18 protein-coding genes are annotated in these 13,605 nt (G+C 72.1%); 5 read left to right on the plus strand and 13 right to left on the minus strand.

From position 1 onward, the window contains the following. Positions 1–116: 116 nt before the first annotated feature. From ACSW7Y_RS11395 to ACSW7Y_RS11405, 3 genes are all read right to left on the minus strand, one after another. Positions 117–563, minus strand: a complete 447-nt coding sequence (locus ACSW7Y_RS11395) for an SRPBCC family protein (RefSeq protein WP_438126397.1) — start codon at positions 561–563, stop codon at positions 117–119. A 3-nt stretch (positions 564–566) separates the two neighbouring features. After that, entirely contained in the window at positions 567–2,012 is a 1,446-nt protein-coding gene (locus ACSW7Y_RS11400) for a phytoene desaturase family protein (protein ID WP_438126398.1), read from the minus strand. Between the two features lie 204 nt (positions 2,013–2,216). Next, on the minus strand, positions 2,217–2,888 hold the full coding sequence (locus ACSW7Y_RS11405) for a hypothetical protein (RefSeq protein WP_438126399.1): 672 nt from the start codon (positions 2,886–2,888) through the stop codon (positions 2,217–2,219). A 102-nt stretch (positions 2,889–2,990) separates the two neighbouring features. Here ACSW7Y_RS11405 and ACSW7Y_RS11410 point away from each other — a divergent pair, with 102 nt between their 5' ends. The 3 genes from ACSW7Y_RS11410 (at position 2,991) to ACSW7Y_RS11420 (ending at position 4,429) form a co-directional block, all read left to right on the plus strand. Continuing rightward, on the plus strand, positions 2,991–3,266 hold the full coding sequence (locus ACSW7Y_RS11410) for a hypothetical protein (RefSeq protein ID WP_438126400.1): 276 nt from the start codon (positions 2,991–2,993) through the stop codon (positions 3,264–3,266). A 104-nt stretch (positions 3,267–3,370) separates the two neighbouring features. After that, on the plus strand, positions 3,371–3,811 hold the full coding sequence (locus tag ACSW7Y_RS11415) for a helix-turn-helix domain-containing protein (protein WP_438126401.1): 441 nt from the start codon (positions 3,371–3,373) through the stop codon (positions 3,809–3,811). Positions 3,812–3,841: 30 nt separating this feature from the next. Next, positions 3,842–4,429, plus strand: a complete 588-nt coding sequence (locus tag ACSW7Y_RS11420) for a PIN domain-containing protein (protein WP_438126402.1) — start codon at positions 3,842–3,844, stop codon at positions 4,427–4,429. Positions 4,430–4,452: 23 nt separating this feature from the next. Here ACSW7Y_RS11420 and ACSW7Y_RS11425 read toward each other — a convergent pair whose 3' ends face one another. Next, entirely contained in the window at positions 4,453–4,980 is a 528-nt protein-coding gene (locus ACSW7Y_RS11425) for a GNAT family N-acetyltransferase (RefSeq protein WP_438126403.1), read from the minus strand. A gap of 57 nt (positions 4,981–5,037) precedes the next feature. Between ACSW7Y_RS11425 and ACSW7Y_RS11430 the strand changes: the two genes are divergently transcribed. Then, on the plus strand, positions 5,038–5,652 hold the full coding sequence (locus ACSW7Y_RS11430) for a TetR/AcrR family transcriptional regulator (protein ID WP_438126404.1): 615 nt from the start codon (positions 5,038–5,040) through the stop codon (positions 5,650–5,652). A 73-nt stretch (positions 5,653–5,725) separates the two neighbouring features. Here ACSW7Y_RS11430 and ACSW7Y_RS11435 read toward each other — a convergent pair whose 3' ends face one another. From ACSW7Y_RS11435 to ACSW7Y_RS11470, 8 genes are all read right to left on the minus strand, one after another. Next, entirely contained in the window at positions 5,726–6,721 is a 996-nt protein-coding gene (locus tag ACSW7Y_RS11435; protein ID WP_438126405.1) for a glycine betaine ABC transporter substrate-binding protein, read from the minus strand. Next, complete coding sequence (locus ACSW7Y_RS11440) at positions 6,718–7,482, minus strand: ABC transporter permease (protein WP_438126406.1); 765 nt, start codon at positions 7,480–7,482, stop codon at positions 6,718–6,720. The genes ACSW7Y_RS11435 and ACSW7Y_RS11440 overlap by 4 nt, the downstream gene beginning before the upstream one ends. Continuing rightward, complete coding sequence (locus ACSW7Y_RS11445; RefSeq protein ID WP_438126413.1) at positions 7,475–8,761, minus strand: ABC transporter ATP-binding protein; 1,287 nt, start codon at positions 8,759–8,761, stop codon at positions 7,475–7,477. The genes ACSW7Y_RS11440 and ACSW7Y_RS11445 overlap by 8 nt, the downstream gene beginning before the upstream one ends. Positions 8,762–8,792: 31 nt before the next feature. Next, on the minus strand, positions 8,793–9,440 hold the full coding sequence (locus tag ACSW7Y_RS11450) for an ABC transporter permease (RefSeq protein WP_058725776.1): 648 nt from the start codon (positions 9,438–9,440) through the stop codon (positions 8,793–8,795). A gap of 206 nt (positions 9,441–9,646) precedes the next feature. Beyond that, positions 9,647–10,312 (minus strand): DinB family protein, encoded by a 666-nt coding sequence (locus tag ACSW7Y_RS11455; protein ID WP_438126407.1) that lies wholly within the window; start codon positions 10,310–10,312, stop codon positions 9,647–9,649. Continuing rightward, positions 10,309–10,932 carry a DUF6197 family protein gene (locus ACSW7Y_RS11460; protein ID WP_438126408.1) on the minus strand — a complete coding sequence of 208 codons (624 nt, stop codon included), beginning with the start codon at positions 10,930–10,932 and terminating at the stop codon, positions 10,309–10,311. The genes ACSW7Y_RS11455 and ACSW7Y_RS11460 overlap by 4 nt, the downstream gene beginning before the upstream one ends. 75 nt (positions 10,933–11,007) lie before the next feature. Next, on the minus strand, positions 11,008–11,895 hold the full coding sequence (locus tag ACSW7Y_RS11465; RefSeq protein WP_438126409.1) for a phosphotransferase: 888 nt from the start codon (positions 11,893–11,895) through the stop codon (positions 11,008–11,010). Between the two features lie 113 nt (positions 11,896–12,008). Then, a complete protein-coding gene (locus ACSW7Y_RS11470) occupies positions 12,009–12,680 on the minus strand; it encodes a ScbR family autoregulator-binding transcription factor (RefSeq protein ID WP_438126410.1) in 672 nt (223 codons plus the stop codon). 99 nt (positions 12,681–12,779) lie between these two features. On the opposite strand from ACSW7Y_RS11470, the gene ACSW7Y_RS11475 reads away from it, so the two are divergent. Then, positions 12,780–13,214, plus strand: coding sequence for a hypothetical protein (locus tag ACSW7Y_RS11475; RefSeq protein ID WP_438126411.1), 435 nt, complete (start codon positions 12,780–12,782; stop codon positions 13,212–13,214). A gap of 3 nt (positions 13,215–13,217) precedes the next feature. On the opposite strand, the gene ACSW7Y_RS11480 is transcribed toward ACSW7Y_RS11475, so the two are convergent. Then, positions 13,218–13,605 (minus strand): SpoIIE family protein phosphatase (locus tag ACSW7Y_RS11480; RefSeq protein WP_438126412.1); only part of this gene is annotated, 388 nt, incomplete at its 5' end.

The following is a 13,605-nucleotide window of genomic DNA, read 5'->3' on the forward strand; positions in this document are numbered from 1 at the left end:
AGGTGCGTCGCGCGAGCGAGTTCTGTCGCGGGGTGTTGCGACGCCCGTCGCACCGGACGGGTGGCCCGTGGCGGCGCCGCCACGGGCCTCCAGGCCGTCTCCTGCTCGCGCCCCGTCTACGCGTCGCGCCCGGCGCGACCGGTCGCGACCCAGCCGAGCCGCCGCAGCGTCTCGTGGTTCCGCACCCAGATCGCCGGCTGCATCAGGAGGTCCGGCACGTACGACCCGGGCCCCGCGATCGCGTTCTCGACGATCGTGACCTTGCAGCCGCGGCGGTGCTCCTCGACCGTGAGCGCAACCCGGGCCTCGCCGATCGGCCACCCCTTCGGCCTGATCGTCATCGCGCGGGGCGGGTCCCAGACCTCGACGGTCGTGGTGTCGTCGATGACGATCGGCCACACGCCGAACGAGTGGTGGATGCGGGTGCCGACCGCTGGCCACCCCGGGTCCTGCCCGCGCATCCGAGAGGCCCCGACCACCCAGGTCGTGAAGAGCCAGCCGTCGCGCAGGACGTCGAAGACGTCCTCGGGACTGCAGTGCAGGATGCGGACGTTCTTCGCCATGGGTCAGTCCTCCGGTGCGAGATCGACGTCGACGGGCAGGCCGAACGTGTGGCGCAGGGCGCTCTTCGCGGCGTGCCAGCCGGCCATGCCGTGCACGCCGGGGCCCGGAGCGGCGCTCTGCGACGCGAGGTACATGCCGCCGCCCATCCGCCACGGGTCCGACGACAGCACCGGCCGCTTCACGAGCTGCCAGAAGCTCGCCGCGCCCGCCGCGATGTCGCCCCGCTCGTAGTTCGGGTTGTACTCGGCCATCTGCACGGCCGTCCGGCTCGACGCGTGCAGCACGAGGTCGCGGAACCCCGGTGCGAACCGTTCGATCTGCCGGGTGACGGTCTCGGCCTGGTCGACGTCGGAGCCGGCCGGCACGTGCGCGTACGCCCAGAAGACGTGCTTCCCCTCCGGAGCACGGCTCGGGTCGACCACGGTGGGTTCGGAACCGAGGACGTACGGCCGCTCGGCGTGCTGCCCACGGGCCACCGCGCCCTCGGCCGCGGCGATCTCGGCCCGTGTCCCGCCGATGTGCACGGTGCCCGCCTTCCGGAGGAGTTCGTTCTCCCACGGGACCGGCCCGGACAGCGCGAAGTCGACCTTCGCCGCGGCGTTGCCGAACCGGAACCGGCGGAGTGCCCCGCGCTTCGGGGTCGGGATCTGCTTCCCCGCGATCCGGAGCATGCCCGGGACGCTCGTGTCGAAGAAGACGGCCTTGGCGGGGGTGAGGTCGCCGAGGCTCGTGACCTCGCGGCCGGTCTCGATCGTGCCGCCGTGCGCGAGGAGGTCGGCAGCGAGTGCGTCGACGATCGCCTGGCTCCCGCCGATCGGGACGGGCCAGCCCCGTGCGTGGGCGTAGGAGCCGAGCGACAGCGCCGCGGCTGCCGTGGACAGGGAGGGCACGTGCTGGATCGAGTGCGCGGCGACGCCGGTGACCATCGCGGGCGCCACGTCCTCGCGGAAGCGCGCGTTCCAAGCGCGCGTGCCCTGCTCGAGCGCGCGGAGCCCGAACTTCGCCACGGTCACCGGGTGCCGTGGGACGTGCAGGAGCGCGTCGGTCGCGAAGTCGGCGACCTGGTCGGAGTGCCGGGCCAGCGGAGCCATGAGCTGGTGGAACGCGGGACCGTCCGCACCGAGGCCGGCCGCGGTCTCGGCGATGTCCCGGTGTGCGATCCCAGCACGGCCGCCGTCGAGCGGGTGGCCGTACTGGACCTCCGGCAGACGCAGCTCGATGCGGTCCTCGAGCCGGAACGCGCGGAAGAACTCGGACTGCAGGGCCATCGGGTGCACGGCGGAGCAGACGTCGTGGTGGAAGCCGGGCAGGGTGAGTTCGGCCGTCCGTGCTCCCCCGCCGATGGTGTCGTTCCGTTCGACGACCTCGACGCTGAGCCCGGCGCGCGCGAGCGTCACCGCTGCCGCGAGTCCGTTCGGTCCTGCTCCGACCACCACCGCGTCCACCATGGGTCCGAGCCTAGGGACAGCCAGGTGCGCAGGTGCCCAGCCGTGGTCATCAGGCGCGGGCGCCGGTGTCGCACCCCGCGACGAACAGTGCGCCCCCGCACGTCGGAGCACGATGTCCGCGGAAGGGCGCGACGGCGGCGGCGACGGCGGTCCACGATGGCGGCGGTCCCCTGGACCAGCGGGCCAGGCGGGACCGAGCCGTGGTCAGGGACGGGCGGTGTCGGCGTCGGCCGGGTCGGACCCGTCCTCGTCGCCGTCGACGTCGTCGGGCTCGTCGGCATCAGGAGCGGTCGACCCCACCGGGTGCTCGGCGAGCAGGGTCGCGAAGTCCTCGTCGAGCATCTGCTGCAGACGCTCGTCCCGGCCGACCTCGTAGTCGTCGGTCGGACGCTGCGCCCAGCCGAGTCGCCCGACCACCGTCGTGCCGATGTCGTCCCAGGCTCGCGCCCGGGCCTGCAGCACGATGCCGTCGACGAACTTCTGGTCGTCGCGACGGCGGTCGAGCAGGGCGGCGAGCTCCTCGTACGTGGCCTCGCGCGTCCGGAGCTTGTGGTCATCACCGCGTCGGTAGTCGTGCTGGTGCCGCGAGCGACCCTTCTGCTTGCTCGACGTCGCACGGATCTCGCGCATCCGGGCGGCGTCCCCGCGCTGCTCCTCGGCCATCCGGTGGAGTTCCTGACGCGCGGCGTCGGCGATGAGGGCGTGGTCGAAGTACCCCTGGTCGCGGAGGGCGTTCGTGATGATGCGGTTCGCGACCGCCACGACGATCGCGGCCTTGGCGATGAGGAACCCCTCGTCGACGGCGCGCTTGAGTTCGACCTGACTCACGGGTCGGTCGCGCACGTCGTTCTTGCTGCGTCGTCCGAACAGGGCCATGCCACGACGATACCGGCGACGGGCGACCGTCAACCGCTCGACGGACCCGGATCAGCGCCCGGACGGACGACGCGCCACCACGGCGTCCGTAGTGTCGGAGCCATGACCACGTACCCGACTGCTCCCCGTACCGGCCTCGGGACGGCCAGCCTCGTCCTCGGCATCTGCTCGCTGCTCGCGGGCTGGACCTTCTTCGCCCCGATCGTCGGGCTCTGCCTCGGCATCGCGTCGCGGTCGCTGGAGCCGATGGCCCGCGGACGTGCCGGCTGGGGCATCCTGCTCAACCTCGTCGCCCTCGCCGTGTGGGTCCTCGTCGGCGCGCTGCTCGTCATCGGCGGGTCGTTCGCCGTGTGGCACGGAGCGACCACCGGCCGCTGACCCGCTCTCGGACCGCGCACACCGGAAGCACGAGGGTTGCACTTGTAAGTGCAACCCTCGTAGTGTGGAGCACCACCTACTCCATCGAACGACAGGAGAGCACGATGCCCCCCGTACGCAGCGTGGTCACGGAAGACACCACTCCGGACCCGGCAGTCCGTGACGAAGCCGCGGACACGGTCGAGCGCGCGCACGACCGCCAGGTGGTGGGCATGTCGCTCACACTGGACGACGGAACGAGCATCGCAGTGCCGGGCCACCTCGCCGCCTTCCTGGTCAACACCCTCCGCTCGACCGCGAACGGGTCGGCGGTCGTCACCGTCTCGATCCCCGAGGAACTCACGACCACGACGGCCGCCAAGGAACTCGGGGTCTCCCGCCCGACGCTCATGAAGTTGATCAGAGCGGGCGAGATCCCCTCGTCGAAGGTGGGAAGTCACACGAGACTCCGTCGACGTGACGTGCTCGAGCTCCGGCAGCGACGCGATGCCGGTCGTAGGACCGCGGCGCGCGATGTCCGTACCGCCGGCGAAGCGTTCGACTGACGTGTCACACGCCACCGGTAGTGTTGCGGTGTGCTCCAACGGGTCTTCGTCGACGCCAACGTGTTCTTCAGCAGAACGCTGCGCGACTGGCTCTGCCTGCTCCGCGCCGAAGTGCCGCAGATGTTCCAGCTCCACACGACCGAGGACGTCCTCGCGGAGACCGTGGCGCGACTGCGGACCGTTCATCCCGACCGCGATGGCGGTGCGACGACGCAGCTCGTACGGACCCTCAGGGCAGCCGTCGATGAACTCGTGGAGGACTTCGACGGCCGAGTCGACTGGCCCGGCAGCGATCGAAAGGACCGGCACGTCCACGCAGCGGCCCTCGCATGCCGAGCGGACGTGCTCCTGACCGAAGACCGCGGCTTCGAGGAACTCGATGCGTTGCCGTACGAGGTGTACGGGTGCGACGACTTCTTCGTGCTCGTGGACGACGCCGTTCCGTGGCTCGTGCGGAACGTCGTCCTCGACCAGAACCGGTACTGGAACGCACGGCCGAACCGGAAGGGCCTCGCGGTCGCGCTGCACGACGCCGGCTGCCCGGTGTTCGCCGAGCGGGTCGCTGCGCACCTCCGCGCGGCGAGCGGCGTCGGCGGCACGAAGAGCGCGACGCGGTAGCGCCGGGGTCGTCAACGGACCGCTCAGAGCACCAGGCCGTACACCGCCACGTCCACACGCCGCGAGCCCAGCGGCATCGCACTCCGCAGCGTCCCCTCGTGCACGAACCCGAGCCGCTCCGCGAGCCCGCGACTCCGCCGGTTGTCAACCGCCGTCCGGATCTCGACCCGCGCGCACCCCCGTGCACGGGCCACCCCGACGAGGACGGTGGCCGCGCGACGGACGATGCCCCGTCCCTCCAGACCGGCGTCGATCCAGTAGCCGAGCGACGCCTGCCCGAGGTACGGGTCGAAGGCGAGCGACGCGGCCCCGACGATGCGGTCGTCCGACCGGATGACGCACGGGAGCGACCGGTCCATCGCGTACTGGCCGAGGAGGTGCTCGGTGTGCATCGCGATCGTGTCGACGCTCTGCACCTGCCACGCCCACGGTTCGGCGGCCCGGAGCCGGTCGAGGTTGGCGACGACGAGGTCGTGCAACGGCTCGACGGTCGTGAGGTCGCGCAGCGTCAGCGTGCACCCGTCCCCGATGTCCCGCCCGAACGCCGCCACGGACCCGACACTATGCACGTCGCCGCCGCAGCGCCCGCCGACGGCTACAGTCGGAGCATGCCCGAGACCCTGGGTCTGCGCGACCGGAAGCGCATCGAGACGCGACGACGCATCGCCGAGTCCGCCCGGTCGCTGGCGCTCGAGCACGAGATCGACCACACCACGATCGAGCAGATCGCCGCGCGGGCGGACGTCTCGCCGCGCACCTTCTTCAACTACTTCGACTCGAAGGAGGACGCCGTCCTCGGGCACACCGAGCTCGACCTGTCGGCGGAGGCCCTGGCGTCGCACCTCGAGGCGGTCGCGGGGGAGCCGGCGGCCCAGGCGGTCGTCGACCTGGCGTTCCTCGTGTTCGGCGACACGTTCGCGGACGAGTCCGAGCGGACGGCTCGCAAGGAACTCGTGGTGCGGTTCCCGCAGCTCATGCGGCGGCAGATCAACCGCATGACCTCGGTGTCCGAGGCGATGGTCGGCGCGGTGCGGACCGTGCTCGAGCGCGACCCGGCGTGGGGACCGGAGGCCGCGACCCCGCAGGCCGCGGAGATGCTGCTCGGCATGTGCATGACCGCGCTGCGCACGGCGGCTCGTGACGAGGACACCGCCCCGGACGCGGTGCGGTCACGGATGGTCGCCCTGATCCGCGACACGGCGTCGCGGATCGCGACCGGCTGAGCAGGCGACCGATGGACGGACTGGAGGCCCGTGGCGGGGTCGCCACGGGCCTCCAGTCCGTCTCCTGCTCGCGTCAGCCCTTGCTGATGAAGCCTTCCTTCGTCATCCAGTCGAAGGCGACGTCGGCGGGCTCGCGTCCCTCGACGTCGACCTGCCGGTTGAGCTCCTGCAGGACGGCGTCGGTGAGCTTCGGGGAGATCTGGTCGTAGACGTCCTCGAGCTGCGGGTACTCCTTCAGCGTCGTCGTGGAGAGCACGGGGGCGACGTTGTACGCGGGGAAGAACCCGCGGTCGTCCTCGAGCACCTCCAGCCCGAGCGACTTGATGCGTCCGTCGGTCGTGAAGACCTCGCCGAAGTTGCACTTGCCACGGTCGGTCGCGGTGTAGACGGTGCCGGTGTCGAGGATGTCGACGTTGCCGGACGGGATCGCGTCCTCGCCCGAGCCGCCGACCTGCAGGCCGTACTTCTCGAGCATCGGCTTGAAGCCGTCGGCCCGTGAGTTGAACTCGGACTCGACGCAGAACGTCCGCTGGTCGGCCGGCAGGTCGGCGATCTGGGAGAGCTTCGTGATCCCACCGAGCTCGTCGACGGCTTCCTCACGCACGGCGAACGCGTACGTGTTGTTCATCGGCGCGGGCGGCAGCCAGGTGAGTCCGTTCCCGAGGTCCTCCTCCCGGACGGCCTCGTACTGCTCCTGCTTGTCCGGGATGCCGGCCTCGTGGCCCATGTAGGTCAGCCACGCGGTGCCGGTGTACTCGTACGTCATGTCGGCCTGGTGCCCGGTCATGAGCTGGCGGACGGCGACGCTGCCCGGCACGTTCGTCTCGTCGGTGACGTCGAACCCGGCGGCCTTCGCGGCGAGCACCGCGATCTTGCCGAGCACGAGCTGCTCGGTGAAGTTCTTCGACGTCACCGTGATGTGCGCGCCGTCCGGCAGGTCGTCGATGCGCTCGATGGTCCCGGGCCCGGCGGCGGGCACGAAGGACGCTGCGGGTTGCAGGCCGCAGCCGGTCAGGACGAGGGCGGACGCCCCCGCGAGGACGGCGGCGGCGACGGAGCGGCGCTTCATCGGAGTCCCTTCGGTCGTGCGACGGTCTCGACGATCCGGCCCACCCAGTCGATGGACAGGGCGAGGAGTGCGATCAGGAGCGCCCCGGACACGAGGACCTTCGGCAGGAAGAGGTTCACGCCCGTGGTGATGAGCAGTCCGAGGCCTCCGGCGCCGATGAAGGTCGCGAGGGCCGCCGAGCCGACGAGCAGCACGAGCGCGGTGCGGATGCCGGCGAGCATCACGGGGACCGCGAGCGGGAGCTCGACCTTGAACAGGACGGACGCAGCGCTCATGCCCATGCCGCGCCCGGCCTCGACGAGCCGCTGGTCGACGCTCTCGATGCCGATGATCGTGTTCCGGAGCACCGGCAGGATCGCGTAGAGGACGAGGGCGACGATCGCCGCCCAGGAGGTGAAACCGAGCCACGCCGCGAGCAGCACCACGAGGCCCACGGCCGGGGCCGCCTGTCCGAAGTTGGCCACGGCGAGGATCCCGCCGCTCGCCCGACGGAACGGGCCACGGGTCAGCAGTACACCGAGCGGGATGCCGATGACGAGCACGATGACCGTCGACGCGAGCGTCAGGTACAGGTGCTGCCCCGTGAGCGCGAGGATGTCCGACGGGTTGAGGGTCGTGCGCTCGGTGGGCGTCAGGTCCGCCGTGTTCAGCCACACGGCGAACGCGACCAGGATCACCAGGATGACGACCGGCTGCACGACGAGCCCACGCCACGAGACGCGCGTGGGGCGGTCGGTGCCGGCGGCGACGACGTCAGCCATCGGCGCGCTCCGGGTCGGCGACCGGTGCCGCCGGCGCGGACGCCGGTGCGGGCGCCGGTGCGGGCGGCATCGTCTCGATCGGGTTCGTGTTCGTGCCGACCGGGGTGTACGCCTGTTCCTCGGCCGCGGCGGCGCGCGACTTCGTGATGGCGTCCATGACGGTCTCGACGGTGATCACCCCGCGGAAGGCGTCGCGACGTCCGGTGACGAGCGCGGCACCGGCGCTCGACACGAGCATGGTGTCGAGCGCGTCGTTCAGGGTCGCGGCCTCGCCCACGACGGGGAGGTCGGGGTCGATGCCCTCGGGGATGCGGTCGAGCCGCTCGATCTGACGACGGGTCGGCCAACCGATGGGCCGCTGGCGACGGTCGACCACGACGGCGTGCCCGTGCCCACCCGCCTCGCGCATGCGCTGCAGGACGGCCTTGGCCTCCTCACCGGGGGAGCACGTCACGGCCGACTCGACCTCGACGTCCCGCACCCGGTTCAACGTGAGCTGCTTGAGCCCCGCACCCGACCCGATGAAGTTCTCCACGAACTCGTTCGCGGGTTCGGCGAGGATGCGCTCCGGGGTGTCGTACTGCACGATGTGGGCGCCCTCGGAGAACACGACGATCCAGTCGCCGAGCTTCACGGCCTCGTCGAAGTCGTGCGTGACGATGACGATCGTCTTGTGCAGCTCCTCCTGGATGCGGAGCAGCTCGTCCTGCAGCCGCTGCCGCGTGATCGGGTCGACGGCGCCGAACGGCTCGTCCATGAGCAGGACGGGCGGGTCTGCGGCGAGCGCCCGGGCCACGCCGACGCGCTGCTGCTGGCCGCCGGAGAGCTCGCGCGGGTAGCGGTCGCGATAGGTGTCCGGGTCGAGGGAGACCAGGTCGAGCAGCTCGTCGACGCGCGCGGCGATCTTCTCCTTCGACCAGCCGAGCATCTTCGGCACGATCGCGATGTTCGCCGCGACCGTCATGTGCGGGAAGAGGCCGCCGGCCTGGATGACGTAGCCCATGCGCCGCCGGAGTTCGTCGCCGTCGATGTTCGTGACGTCGTCCTCGCCCACGACGATGCGGCCCTCGGTGGGCTCGATCAGGCGGTTGATCATCTTCAGCGTGGTGGTCTTGCCGCAGCCGGACGGGCCGACGAGCATGACGACCTTGCCGGCCGGGATCTCGAGCGTGATGCCGTCGACCGCGGGCTTCGCCTGGCCGGGGTAGCGCTTCGTGACCTCGTCGAGCAGGATCCCGCGCCCGGTGACGGCGGCGTCGGCGGTGGCGGTGCCGTGCAGGTCGGTGCCGGCCGGGTCGGTGCTGGTGCGTTCAGTGCTGGACACGGATACCTCGCGAGATGGTCAGACGGCCGAGGCCGAGGAGCAGGAGGTCGAGGACCAGCGCGAGCAGGACCACGCCCACGGTGCCGACGACCACGGAGTTGAGGGCGTTCGCGCCGCCGAGCCGGGAGAGCCCGGAGAAGATGAAGCCGCCGAGCCCCGGGCCGAGCGCGTACGCGGCGACCGCGGCGACGCCCATCACCATCTGTGCGGAGACCCGCACGCCGGTGAGGATGATCGGCCACGCCATCGGGAGCTCGACCTGCACGAGGGTGCGGAAGCGGCTCATCCCGATGCCCCGGGCGGACTCGACCACCGTGTCGGGGATCTCTCCGAGCCCCACGACCGCGTTGCGGAGGATCGGCAGCGCGGCGAAGAAGGTCACGGTCACCACGGAGGGGACGACACCGAAGCCGAGCGGGACGAGCAGCAGGCCGATCACGGCGAACGACGGCAGGGTCAACCCGACGGTCGACACCTCGTTCGCGGCGGCCCGGAGTCCGGGGATGCGGTAGACGAGTGCGGCGAGCACCACGGCGATGAGCGTGGCGAGGACGACGCACTGGACCACCAGTGAGAAGTGCTGCCACGAGGAGAACCAGATCTGGTCCCATCGCTCCACGACGTACTGGAACACGGGTGGGCGCTCCTTCCTGGTCGGCCGAAGTGCCCACTGATCGGGGCACGAACGCGGACCAAGCTACGCAGCGCTTCGCTTCTTGTACATCTGCAAATGTTCGGATCGACGGGTCAAATCCGAGCGGGCGCGATGAAAACGCCCGGTCACGGGTGGGGTCACGCGGCGACCCTGGGAGAACGGTAACGATACCGAGCAGCGGTCGGCTATGGCCGCAGGTCGCGGAGGCCCGCCCGCTCGGCGACGTCGACGAGGTGCTCGCGCCACGCGACCCAGTCGGCGGCGCTCTTCTCGGCGAGGTTGCCGTCCCCGTCGCCTGCGGTCCCGTCGAGCATCTCGCGGACGATGTCGGCGTGGCCCGCGTGCCGGGCGACCTCGTACCCGAGGTGCACGAGGACCTGGTGGAGGGTGACCTCGCGGCGGTCCTCGGGCCACCACGGCACGGTGCCACGCGCATCGAGGTCGAGTGCCGCGACCGTGGCGTCCGCGTGCGCGGCACTCCGGTGGTGGAACGCGATCACGTCGGCCATCGTCTCGTCGGGCGTCGCGTACATGTCGTCGCCCTCCCACGAGTCCAGCCAGGCCGGAGCATCGGGCAGGGGGCGTCCGAAGACCTCGCCGAGGTACCCGGCCTGCACGCCCGCGACGTGCTTGACGAGGCCGAGGAGGTTCGTGCCCGTCGGGGTGAGCGGCCACCGCGCCTGCCGCTCAGCGAGCCCGTCGACCTTCGCGAGCAGTGCGGCGCGGTGCTTCCGCAGGTACCGGTGCAGGGTCTCCTTCTCGGATCCGGTCACCGGGCGGTCGGTGACGGCCGTCCCCGGGGCCGCGGGGCGGACCTCGGGGACGTCGTCGTCGGGGATCTGGTCGCTCATGCTCCCGATCGTGCCAGGCCCGGGTCGCGGACGGTGGCCTGGACGCGCGCCGACTCGTGCACGGCGACGCGCTCGGCCGTCAGGAGCAGCCCGGAGACCTCCGCGGACGTCCGGGACACCCGGTCGTTCCAGCTCGTCAGGTCGCGGACCCGCGCCATCCGGACGTCCGGGGCCGGGCACCAGAGCACGGGGGAGCCCTCCTCGACGGCGAGGGCGTTCCAGACGAGGTCGAGCGCGCGCTGCACCCGTTGCGAGTGGACGGCGGTCGGACCACCGGCGGCGTAGACGACCGAGCCGACGAGGCAGGCGCCGACGAGCGGCCGACCCTGCACGCCGACGGCGGAGGCACTCGAGGCCTTGCGCATCCGGCCGTGGTCGTCGAGGTACGCGAACCAGGCGTGCTGGATCCAGCCGCGTTCGATGACCGCGCGGGCATCGGAGAGCAGCACTTCGAGCTCGTGCAGCTCCTCGACGCGGGCCTGGGCACGGCGGGTCCGGACGGATGATCGGTGGGCGGCGTACCGGTCGAGCAGGCCGCGGATCCCTCGGCGTGCGGGCGGACTGGGGACGGGGGAGGCGTCGGTGGCGACGTCGTGCTGGACGCGGAACTCGAGGGTCATCAGGCCCCTCCGATCTTCACGTGCACGGATGTGTGGGGGTCAGGGTAACCCCGGGTCCGTGCGCTGCAACAGCCCTCAGTCGTCGAGGACCGCGTCGATCGCGCGACGGCCCACCGCGCGGAACGCGGGGTCGGAGGTGGTGTGCAGGGCCGAGCCGATGGAGACGGCCCAGCCGCGGGCCCGACCCCAGGTCGCGTCGTCGACCGCCAGTGCTGTCCGGAAGCCGCACCGGGCCTCCCGGTCGAGCGTCAGCCACGCGGTCGCGAGGTCGACGGCGGGGTCGCCCGACGTCACGTCGCCGAAGTCGACGACCGCCGACAGGCGGTCGCCGTCGGCGTCGGGCCCGACGTCGGGCTCGACGAGCAGGTTGAAGGGGTGCAGGTCGCCGTGCACCCAGACGGGAGGCGCGGTGCTGGCTGGCAGGGCCGCTGCGGTCCGCCAGACCGCGGCCAGTTCACGGGCCCGTGGCACGTCCTCGGTCGCCAACCGGTGGAGCACCGCCTCGGAACGCGCCGCGAGGGGGACGGCCCGCACCGGGTTCCGGGGCGCGTCCGGGGGAGCGGGCACGTGCAGGAGCTCCAGGAAGGCGGCGAGCGCAACGCCGATCCGGGCGCCACCCACCCGTTCGCCCGCGGCGACGCCCGGGAGCCACGGCACGACGCTCCACGCCCACGGGTAGCCCGCCGCGGGCGCGCCCGTCCGGACCGGCGCGGGAACGGGGACCACCGGTGCGACGCGGCGGGCGATGCCGGGCAGCCAGCGCTGCTCGTGCTCGATCAGCCGTGCGGCCGCAGCGCGGCGGGGGAGTCGGACGGCGAGGTCGTCACCGAGCCGGACGAGCACGTTGTCCCAGCCGTTCGCGGCGACCTCGAGCGGGCGGTCGGCGAGGTCGGGGTGCTGGTCACGGAGGAGCGCGCGCACGAGCGGGACGTCGACGTGCACCTCGGCGGCGGGTGTGGGCACCGGACGAGGGTACCGCCGCCTTGGTCGGCACCCGTGAACGGGGGCCGCAACGGAACCGTACCGGTTGGTATCCTCGTGCTGAGGTGACGTGGGTGTCCCTGGGGGGACCCGCGTCACCGAGCCGGCCCTCTCCCGTCGTCGGGGGCGATGATGGCGACCAGGCGGGGGATCTCCGGTCGCGTGCGCTCCGTCACGAACGCGGCGAGGAGCACGGTCCAGAGTTCCCGGAGGCGTTCGAACAGGTCGGCGCGGTCCGCGAGGACGTCCGAGACCGCCTGCACGCCGGTGTACGCGGGGCTGACGACCCGACCGATGAGCGCGGGGTCCCACCGGTCGTCGACCTCCCCTGCTGCGATCGCCTCGCGGAAGATGTCGGCCGTCACGCGCATCCAGTCGGTGTACGGGTCCTGCCGGGCGACGCCGTTGCCGGCGGGTTCGGTCGAGAGCCGGATGCCGGCGCTCACGACGACCTCGGTGGTCATCTGCACCGCGAGGCCCTGCGACATCCACATCATCGACTCGAGCGGCGTCCGACCCCGGGCGTGCGCGACCTCGGCGTAGGCACGGGACACCTCGTGCTGGCGAGCGATCACGGCGCCGGCGAGGTCGGCCTTCGAGGTGAAGTGGAAGTAGAGCGCGCCCTTCGTGACCCCGGCCCGCTCGGCGACCCCGTCCATCGACGCGCCGACGTAGCCGCGCTCGTCGAACTCCCTCGCGGCACCCTCGATGATCGACGCCCGGGTCGCGATCGCCCGTCGCTGCCGGGTGGGTTCGTCCTGTGGCATGCGCTTCCTCCGCAGGGGATGCTACCGACGTCCGGGACCCGGTCCGGTCACAGCCGACCACCGGGCATCGTCCAGCCCGGGTGCCCTACGGTCGTCGGCATGCAGGCGTGGACGAACCCGGCGCTCCTGGCCCGGACGGGTCGGTGGCTGCTGCTGCCCGTGGCGGTGCTCGACTGGTTCGCCCTGGCCCCGCAGGCCGTGGTCGTGACCGCGTTCCTCGTCGCGGTGGTCGGGCTCGCCGCGATCGCGACCGCCCTGGTCGTCCGGATGCTCCGGCGCTCCCGCGGCGCGATGGCCGGGGTCGGTGTCGCGCTGCTGCTCGGCGGCCTCGTGGTGTTCGCACTCGACCCGTTCCCGCCGACGTTCCCGCTCCTCGACGGCTGGTGGCCGGACGCGATCACGCAGCCGCAGGTCGTCGGCAGTGCGTACTGGATGCTCCTCGGCCTCGGGGTCGAACTCGCCGGCGTCGGGATGCTCGCGACGCTGCTCGTGGTCGCCCTGACCGGTCCGACCGCGAGCACACGGCGGCGCTGAGCGTCAGTCCCGACGGACGGTGGTGACGGTCGCCGCCGTCATGGGAGCTGCTCTTTCGACCAGGGCCCGCGCCGCGTCCGCTCCCGTGGCGGCCGCGCGGGCGAGATCGGGCAGGCCGTCGACCCCGGGGAGCGCGAGGGCTCCGTCGGAGCAGAGCACGAGCACGTCGCCGGGTGCGAGCGCCACCGCCGTCGACCGTCGGACGGACCCCGCCGGCAGCAGGCCGACCGGCAGCGCCGGGTTTCGCAACTCCTCGACGACGCCACCAGCGCGCACGACGGCCGCCAGGCCGTGCCCGAGGTCCACGACGTCGACGTGACCGCTCTCGGGGTCGAGCCGCGCGTGCACGAGCGTGGCGACCGCCCCGGCGAGGGACAGGTCGGGGGCGAGC

Source organism: Curtobacterium flaccumfaciens, assembly GCF_051548005.1.
Classification (GTDB): Bacteria; Actinomycetota; Actinomycetes; order Actinomycetales; family Microbacteriaceae; genus Curtobacterium.

Excerpts from the sequence above, each read along its gene's own strand:
- ACSW7Y_RS11395 (WP_438126397.1), bottom strand. The coding sequence starts at position 563 with ATGGCGAAGAACGTCCGCATCCTGCACTGCAGTCCCGAGGACGTCTTC.
- ACSW7Y_RS11400 (WP_438126398.1), bottom strand. The coding sequence starts at position 2,012 with ATGGTGGACGCGGTGGTGGTCGGAGCAGGACCGAACGGACTCGCGGCA.
- ACSW7Y_RS11405 (WP_438126399.1), bottom strand. The coding sequence starts at position 2,888 with ATGGCCCTGTTCGGACGACGCAGCAAGAACGACGTGCGCGACCGACCC.
- ACSW7Y_RS11410 (WP_438126400.1), top strand. The coding sequence starts at position 2,991 with ATGACCACGTACCCGACTGCTCCCCGTACCGGCCTCGGGACGGCCAGC.
- ACSW7Y_RS11415 (WP_438126401.1), top strand. The coding sequence starts at position 3,371 with ATGCCCCCCGTACGCAGCGTGGTCACGGAAGACACCACTCCGGACCCG.
- ACSW7Y_RS11430 (WP_438126404.1), top strand. The coding sequence starts at position 5,038 with ATGCCCGAGACCCTGGGTCTGCGCGACCGGAAGCGCATCGAGACGCGA.
- ACSW7Y_RS11435 (WP_438126405.1), bottom strand. The coding sequence starts at position 6,721 with ATGAAGCGCCGCTCCGTCGCCGCCGCCGTCCTCGCGGGGGCGTCCGCC.
- ACSW7Y_RS11440 (WP_438126406.1), bottom strand. The coding sequence starts at position 7,482 with ATGGCTGACGTCGTCGCCGCCGGCACCGACCGCCCCACGCGCGTCTCG.
- ACSW7Y_RS11455 (WP_438126407.1), bottom strand. The coding sequence starts at position 10,312 with ATGAGCGACCAGATCCCCGACGACGACGTCCCCGAGGTCCGCCCCGCG.
- ACSW7Y_RS11460 (WP_438126408.1), bottom strand. The coding sequence starts at position 10,932 with ATGACCCTCGAGTTCCGCGTCCAGCACGACGTCGCCACCGACGCCTCC.
- ACSW7Y_RS11470 (WP_438126410.1), bottom strand. The coding sequence starts at position 12,680 with ATGCCACAGGACGAACCCACCCGGCAGCGACGGGCGATCGCGACCCGG.
- ACSW7Y_RS11475 (WP_438126411.1), top strand. The coding sequence starts at position 12,780 with ATGCAGGCGTGGACGAACCCGGCGCTCCTGGCCCGGACGGGTCGGTGG.